This is a genomic window from Paenibacillus sp. P22 (assembly GCF_000469945.2).
Taxonomy (GTDB): Bacteria; Bacillota; Bacilli; order Paenibacillales; family Paenibacillaceae; genus Paenibacillus_O; species Paenibacillus_O humicus.
The window spans coordinates 1-7054 of the sequence record NZ_CBRA020000201.1; the positions used below are offsets into that span (position 1 = coordinate 1).

At 58.5% G+C, this 7054-nt stretch carries 7 protein-coding genes; 4 read left to right on the top strand and 3 right to left on the bottom strand.

Features of this window, described 5'->3' with window-relative positions; translation table 11 throughout:
• The first annotated feature begins 23 nt into the window (after window positions 1–23).
• From BN871_RS22590 to BN871_RS22600, 3 genes are read left to right on the top strand one after another with little or no spacing between them, the layout of a single operon-like run.
• Window positions 24–833 carry an ABC transporter substrate-binding protein gene (locus tag BN871_RS22590; protein ID WP_048749038.1) on the top strand — a complete coding sequence of 270 codons (810 nt, stop codon included), beginning with the start codon at window positions 24–26 and terminating at the stop codon, window positions 831–833.
• A gap of 21 nt (window positions 834–854) precedes the next feature.
• Window positions 855–1508 (top strand): amino acid ABC transporter permease, encoded by a 654-nt coding sequence (locus tag BN871_RS22595; protein WP_021879402.1) that lies wholly within the window; start codon window positions 855–857, stop codon window positions 1506–1508.
• Complete coding sequence (locus BN871_RS22600; protein ID WP_021879403.1) at window positions 1505–2227, top strand: amino acid ABC transporter ATP-binding protein; 723 nt, start codon at window positions 1505–1507, stop codon at window positions 2225–2227. The genes BN871_RS22595 and BN871_RS22600 overlap by 4 nt, the downstream gene beginning before the upstream one ends.
• Window positions 2228–2365: 138 nt before the next feature.
• On the opposite strand, the gene BN871_RS22605 is transcribed toward BN871_RS22600, so the two are convergent.
• Window positions 2366–2863 (bottom strand): DinB family protein, encoded by a 498-nt coding sequence (locus BN871_RS22605; RefSeq protein WP_048749035.1) that lies wholly within the window; start codon window positions 2861–2863, stop codon window positions 2366–2368.
• A 262-nt stretch (window positions 2864–3125) separates the two neighbouring features.
• Between BN871_RS22605 and BN871_RS22610 the strand changes: the two genes are divergently transcribed.
• Window positions 3126–5084 carry a stalk domain-containing protein gene (locus BN871_RS22610; RefSeq protein ID WP_048749036.1) on the top strand — a complete coding sequence of 653 codons (1959 nt, stop codon included), beginning with the start codon at window positions 3126–3128 and terminating at the stop codon, window positions 5082–5084.
• Window positions 5085–5319: 235 nt separating this feature from the next.
• On the opposite strand, the gene BN871_RS26330 is transcribed toward BN871_RS22610, so the two are convergent.
• Together BN871_RS26330 and BN871_RS22620 are read right to left on the bottom strand one after the other, a co-directional pair.
• Window positions 5320–5700, bottom strand: coding sequence for a helix-turn-helix domain-containing protein (locus BN871_RS26330; RefSeq protein WP_021879406.1), 381 nt, complete (start codon window positions 5698–5700; stop codon window positions 5320–5322).
• Between the two features lie 293 nt (window positions 5701–5993).
• A complete protein-coding gene (locus tag BN871_RS22620; RefSeq protein WP_232313272.1) occupies window positions 5994–6824 on the bottom strand; it encodes a lipase family protein in 831 nt (276 codons plus the stop codon).
• Between the last annotated feature and the right edge of the window lie 230 nt (window positions 6825–7054).

Genomic DNA, 7054 nt, shown 5'->3' on the forward strand with positions numbered 1-7054 from the left:
GGCAGGCTGGGCGTTCCGTAGAGATCGCTCCCCCAGCCTGCAGSCGACCGCTATGCGGCCAGAAGGGCAACGTCGAAAGCAATGCGGGCGGTGCCGCGAACACGGGCGCAGCCGAGAATACGAATGCGGGCACGGAGCAAAAAACGCTGGTGCTCGGCACGAGCGCGGATTATGCGCCGTACGAATTCCACAAAACGGTTGACGGCAAAGACACGATCGTCGGCTTCGACATCGAGATCGCCAAGGAAATCGCCAAGGATCTCAACGCGAAGCTGGAAATCAAGGACATGGACTTTGACGGCCTGCTGCTGTCGCTCAATACGGGCAAAGTCGATTTCGTCATCTCGGGCATGACGCCTACCGAGGAGCGCGCCAAAGCCGTCGACTTCTCGAAAATCTACTATATGGCCGATCAAGGCGTGCTCGCCAAAAAAGGAAACGAAGGAAGCTTCAACACGCTGGACGATCTGAAAGGCAAAAAAATCGGCGTCCAAAAAGGTTCGATCCAAGAAGGGATCGCCAAAGAAATCGAAGGCGCCAAGCTGACTTCGATCGCCAAGATCCCGGAACTGATCCTGGAGCTGAATTCGGGCCGCGTGGACGCTCTGATCCTGGAGAAGCCGGTTGCCGACCAGTACGTCAAAGCCCAGGATACAGTCGCCCTTACGAATGTGAAGATCGAGCAATCGGCAGATGAAGCGGGCTCCGCCATCGCCATCAAGAAAGGCAACCAGGAGCTCGTCGATTCCATCAACAAAACGATCGACCGTCTGAAGGAAAGCGGAGAGATCGACCGCTTCGTCGTCGAAGCCAATGAACTGGTCGGAAAATAAGGAACGGATGGTGCGAATAAAATGAATCTCGATTTTTCCGCACTCAACGGATACTGGTCTTACTTTGTGGACGGAGCCTGGCTTACGCTCCGTCTTTCCGTTTTGGGAGTGCTGTTCGGCACTTTCTTCGGCGTATTGCTTGCCCTTGTCCGCCTTTCCCGGATCTGGGTGCTCAAATTCCTGGCGGTAACGTACATCGAGATCATCCGCGGCACCCCTATGCTCGTGCAGATTCTGATCATCTACTACGCGCTGCCTACGGTCGGCATCAACCTGCCGGCATTCGTCGCGGGCGTCGTCGCCTTGACGATCAACAGCGCCGCTTATATGGCGGAAGTATTCAGGGCGGGCATCCAGGCCATCGACAAAGGCCAGACCGAAGCGGCCCGCTCCCTCGGGATGTCCCGCGGCATGACGATGCGGCTCATCGTGCTGCCGCAGGCTTTCCGCAACATGCTGCCGGCCATAGGCAACGAGCTTATCGTCATCATCAAGGATTCCTCGCTCATTTCGGTCGTCGGCCTCGCCGAGCTGCTGTACAACGCCCGGACGATCCAGGGCGTCACGTTCCGCTCGTTCGAGCCGCTTTTGGTCGCAGGCGGCATCTACTTCATCATGACCTTCACGCTGTCCCGCCTGCTTATCTTGCTTGAGAGGAGGATGGGCCAACGATGATTGAAATTCAAGAGCTCCGCAAGTCGTTCGGCAAAAACGAGGTGCTGAAGGGCATCAGCTCGACCATCAGCAAGGGCGAGGTCGTAGCGGTCATCGGCCCGAGCGGCTCCGGCAAGAGCACGTTCCTGCGCTGCCTGAACCGGCTCGAGGAGCCGACCGGCGGCACGATCCGCTTCGAGGGCCGCGACGTGACGGGCGCCCAGAAGGATCTGAACTCCATCCGCCAGAAGATGGGCATGGTGTTCCAGCACTTCAACCTGTTTCCGCATATGTCGGTTCTGGACAACCTGACCGTGTCTCCGCGCAAGGTGAAGGGGCTCGGCAAGGAAGAGGCCGAAAAGATCGCGCTTGAGCTGCTGCGCACGGTCGGCCTCGAGGACAAGCGCGATGCCCGTCCCGACAGCCTGTCCGGCGGCCAGAAGCAGCGCATCGCGATCGCCCGCGCGCTCGCCATGCAGCCGGATGTCATGCTCTTCGACGAGCCGACCTCCGCGCTGGATCCCGAGATGGTCGGCGAAGTGCTCGACGTCATGAAGAAGCTGGCCCAGCAGGGCATGACGATGATCATCGTCACCCATGAGATGGGCTTTGCCCGGGAAGTCGCCGACCGCCTGATCTTCATGGACGGCGGTTATATCGTAGAGGAAGGCAATCCCCGTGAGGTGTTTGCCGCACCGCAGCATGAGCGCACGCGCGAATTCCTTTCCAAAGTTCTATAAGCGGGGACTGAGCATCAACCGAACCATGAAAGCCCTGGGGCTTTCATGGTTTTTTTGCCTTCCTGTCCATCGATCCTGTTCCGAATCCGCTTCTGCCTGAAGATCATCGGAACGGCGAGGCGTTAAGGCAGCACCGAATCAGCTCGAGGATTTAAGGTCTTTGATTTGCTCGATATGCCGCTGCTCATGCAGATACAGCAGCTCAACCCATTGATCCAAGGGCAGATCGCCGAACCGGGGATGATTCACAGCTATTTCCTTCAACTTGGACTTAGGTTCGATACTATCCAGAAAGCCGATGAAATTTGATCGGGAATCGTTCAATTGCTGGACGATCTGAGCAACCTGAAAGGGGCCGGCATCGGGTTCCGAGACTTTGGGGGCTGGAAATTTCTCGGACCGGTCCGAGACGCTCTGAATCGGTTTTCGGGCGGGCTGCAAACGGTCGCCATGTTCAACTCCGAAGGAAAGGGCTTTGAGGAACAGCTTTTCCGTCTTCAACAAGTGGTGGCATACCTGAGCGATGCTCCACTTGCCGCTCCCGGCCATCCCATTGAATTCATCGTCGGTCAGAGCTGAGATCTCCTGCAGCAGCTTCATTCTTGTTGCGTGCAAATAGGGCTTCAAATCCTCCATGCTCTATCGCCTCCATATACGGTTGGTCCTTTCAGCCCATTGTACATCAAGGTATTAGGACTTGGTACTAATATTCAAGAGTACTTGTCCACGGGATGAATCGACCTTTCTTTCGCCGTCCACAACGACGGCATTTTTTAGCTTGCGCTCATTGATAAATATCCCAGATTTCGCAACATTTCCATCGGAACTGCGTTTTACTCTAAGTGCGATAAGCGACTCGGCCTTTTTTTACCGATTAGAATCAAAGGAGACCCGATCCATGAAACCGATGAAATGGCTGCTCATGCTTTCCTTGTTATTGCTTCCTGTGTACGGCGGCAGCGCGAATGCCAGCCCTCTGGACGGAGCCCAGACGCTCGTTCTGACCAAAAACAGCACCAAAATGATGATCAACGGCGCTCCTTACAACGCGGTGCAGCCGCTTACGATCAGCAAGGACTACTCCTACGCCGCCTTCAGCTCGCTTGCCAAGCTGTACGGCTATCAGGTCTCGTACGATGCCAAGACGAAGGAATCCATCGCGATCAGCGCCAAGGGCGAGATCCGGTTCAAGATGAACACGAAGGATATCCTTGTCAACGGCACGAAATGGACGGGAGAAGCGCCCGCCTACTCCTTGAAAGGATCGCTCATGATTCCGATCCGCACCTGGGCGCTCATATCCGAGAGCAAGATCGCCTTCTCCGGCAAGACGGTCACGCTGACCTGGCAGCAGTCGACGCCCAGCGCAGCGTTCCAGGTGACGCCGCAGCCTCTGTACGCTGGCGATCCTGTCCAATATGTGGACCAATATGCTTCGCCGGCCGGGCTGCCGATGCAGAATGAAGAATGGACCGGCCGCCAGGATGTATTCGCCGCGGCGGGAACGTATACGGTGACAAGGCGTGTTCAGGATTCCGCCGGCACCTGGAGCGATCCGTACTCGGTGACTGTGCAGGTCCTTCCGGTGAACATGCCGCCGGTGGCGGACTTCTCGACAGACAAGACAGTCTACCGTCAAGGCGAGCAGGTTCAGTTCACGGATCTCAGCACGGACGACAACAACGCGATCGATCCGGCCAAGACGAAGTGGACCGGGCGCCAGCTGGGCTATTTCGAGCCGGGAGAAAAAACAATCACGCTGAGCGTGACGGATACGCAAGGCCTCACCTCGACGGTGAGCAAGACGATCACCATTTCGAATGAAGTGCTCTACACGGAGACGGAGTTCGGCATGCTGTTCACTCCTGTCGGAGAGAAGTACAAAGTGGACGGAGGAGCGGTGCTGAGTATTCCGACTTTGTCTTATGATTTCCAGTCGGAGCCGTCCCGGATGATCCGGAGCAACAGCCCGGAGCTGTGGAAGCAGGAGGGCATCGCGTACGATGACCAGTTCTCCGGCAATATCCGCTTCCTCTTCCATAACAAGAACACGCTCAGCTACAATGTCCGCATGTACCTCGTCGTTACGAACGAAGGCAATATGCCGGCGAACTTCAGCGTGGGAGCGGTCGGCACCGGCGGACCGGATCCGTCCGAGATCCGTACCGGCAAGCTGTCCACTGTGCGTTACCTGAGTGCTCTGCAGGCCAATGGCGCAGCGGTGACGACGCAGGTGAAGCCGGGACAGTCGCTGAAAGTGCTGCCGCAAATCTCCGAGTCGGCGATCAAGCCGGGAATGGTGTACTCGGCCTACGCGGATGTCGCCGCCGACCAGACGCTCCGCTTCCGCGTCGTCGTTGTCGCGGACGGCAAGGATCCGCTGCAGAACCTGGATTCCATGGAGCTGATGCCGGCCGACGGAATCCATACGCGCGGCTCTTTCAACAATACGACCCGCGACATCCAGATCGACGGCGTCCTCGGCACGAAGGACGAGCGCGTCGTGCTCGGCGACAACGTGCTGGATCCCTACCTGGACGGCTACGACAACACGACCGGAACGCTGCAGTACAATGTCGGCAATTTCGGCGTCCTTTACAAAATGAAAGTGACCTTGGCGCCGCGCACGATCGTCTCCCTCAATCCAAGGGGAGGATTGTATGCGGGAGGTTTCCTCGTCAACGGGCAGCTGGTGCCGGTTACGAACAATGACCAGCTGAAGGACCAGAACGAAGCCGCCGTCATCTACCGTTCCGGAAACACGCAGGAAACGGTGGAGCTTGTCTACATGATCGCCTCGGGCAGCAACCTGCCGATAACGATGATGTTCCAGCCGATGCCGGCTGTGAAAGGCTGATCGATCCGGTTCAGGCCTGATCCAAGGTTTGATTCAAAGCCGCAAAAAACCGTCCGGTTTTCCGGACGGTTTTTGCTTTTCCCAAACGATGGCATGTACGGAGGTAAGCGGATGTCATCGCGCTCCGACGCGGCTGGATCCATCCAAGGAGCCTGGCCATTCTCATATGGCCAGGCAGGGCGGTCGCTGGCGTTATTGCCGTCCCGGCCGGATCTTGACCCCTTATCCTGAAGCCTTACCGCAGAGGCCTGCGTTCCGCGTTTGTTTCCTTCCTGGCGACGGCCATGCGGTAAGCCTCCAGGCTTGCTTGCAGAAAGGCTCCTTCATCGGCAGTCAGCCCCCGGAGCTCGACGTTGAGACAATCGGGGAGGGAGCCGGCGGCCGCTTGCAGTCCGAGCAGATCGTCAGAGGACACCTCGAACAGCCGGCAGAGGCGGGCAAGCATCCGAAGATCCGGTTCGTTCACGTTGTTCTCGTATTGGGAGACGGTCGACTTGGCGATTCCGAGAACGTCGGCCAGCTGCTGCTGCGTCCATCCTCGAACAAGCCGCAGCTCCCGGAGCCGGCCTCCGATAGCCGGCTCCGGAGCGGAGACGGGGTGGTCAGGCTTGGACATGGCGCCATCATTCCTCCGATCGAAAAAAGGCGGCCGGGAGACGGCCGCTCGTTTTTCTATTGTACCGGAGAACGGGCACGCTTGCGACTGCATGCTTGGATGAAACGACTGGCTTCGATGAGGCAGCATTCACATCTCGGCAGGCAGCTTGCAGACAGCTCGCAGACAGCTCGCAGACAACTCGCAGGCAACTCGCAGGCAGAGAGCAGGCGGCTCCCTGACTGGGCGCTGCGGCAGCTGAGCTCCCATGATGTTCCGACGGCTGCAGGGCGGATCGGGCTTGCCTGTGGTTGCTACTTCCCGCCTTCGCCCGGAAGGCTCGGAGAAGGACACCAGCCGATCGGATCCATGCACATGGCGTCGACGAATTCGGGCTCCTCCAGCGCGAGCGCGCGGAAGTAGCTGCTCAGCACATGGTTTCCCGATATGCCGCCGCCTTTGAAATCAAGCTCGCTCGAATGGCGGACATGCGAGTAATAGTAGATCGTCTTGGTTCGCGGATCCTGATAGACGAGCGGAGGCAGGTGGACGACGATATCGTCCTTGTTGGCGATGCGGAAGCTTTGGGGAACCGCCTTGTTGTATGCGGCGACGAATACCGGATTGCCGACACGGGGCGCTGCGAACGTATACACGACGGGAGCGGAGAAATCGCTGTTCTCCGCCAGATCGACCGCCGCCAGGGTGGCCAGCGCGCCGCCGAGGCTGTGTCCGGTCACGAACAGCGGATTGCCGGCCGGAGCTTGGCGCAGCAGCTCCATGACTTGCGGCCTGGCGCTGCGGTACAGCTCCGTGAATCCGCGGTGAGTAGCTCCGCCTTCGGGGATGAGATCGAAGTCCACCTGATCGGCCATGAAATCGGTGATCCATTCCAAGGTGGAGCTGGTGCCGCGGAAGGCGAGAATGGAAGCGCGGGCCGACTTCGCGACAAATCCGAACGGCTGGGAATACCCGTTCAAGCCTCCGGCTTGAAAGGTGCCGACAAGCTCATATTCCTCCGGAAGCCGGATCGTTCCCATGCCTTGGAGCTGCATATAAGTCTGCCCGCACATCGCCGCGAGAAAGAGAGCGGTGCGGGGATCCATCTCCGGGGAGGCGCTGCTCAGTTTGACCTCTCTGCTCACGCTTCCAACTCCTTTGCCGCTGTATGCTTGTGTATGCATTATATGCAGACGGCCAAGGATATGCGCCTATGGACGAGGGCTGGGAGCGGAGAATAAGCGCAGACGGAGATGTGCCGGAATGAAACCTGGAAAGCACCCCCGCGCTTCTGCCGGCCTACAGATGCTCGATCAAATCTCCGGCAATCAGGGAGGCCGGGAAGCGGCGGACGGCTGCGGCGCGGTCTCCCGCC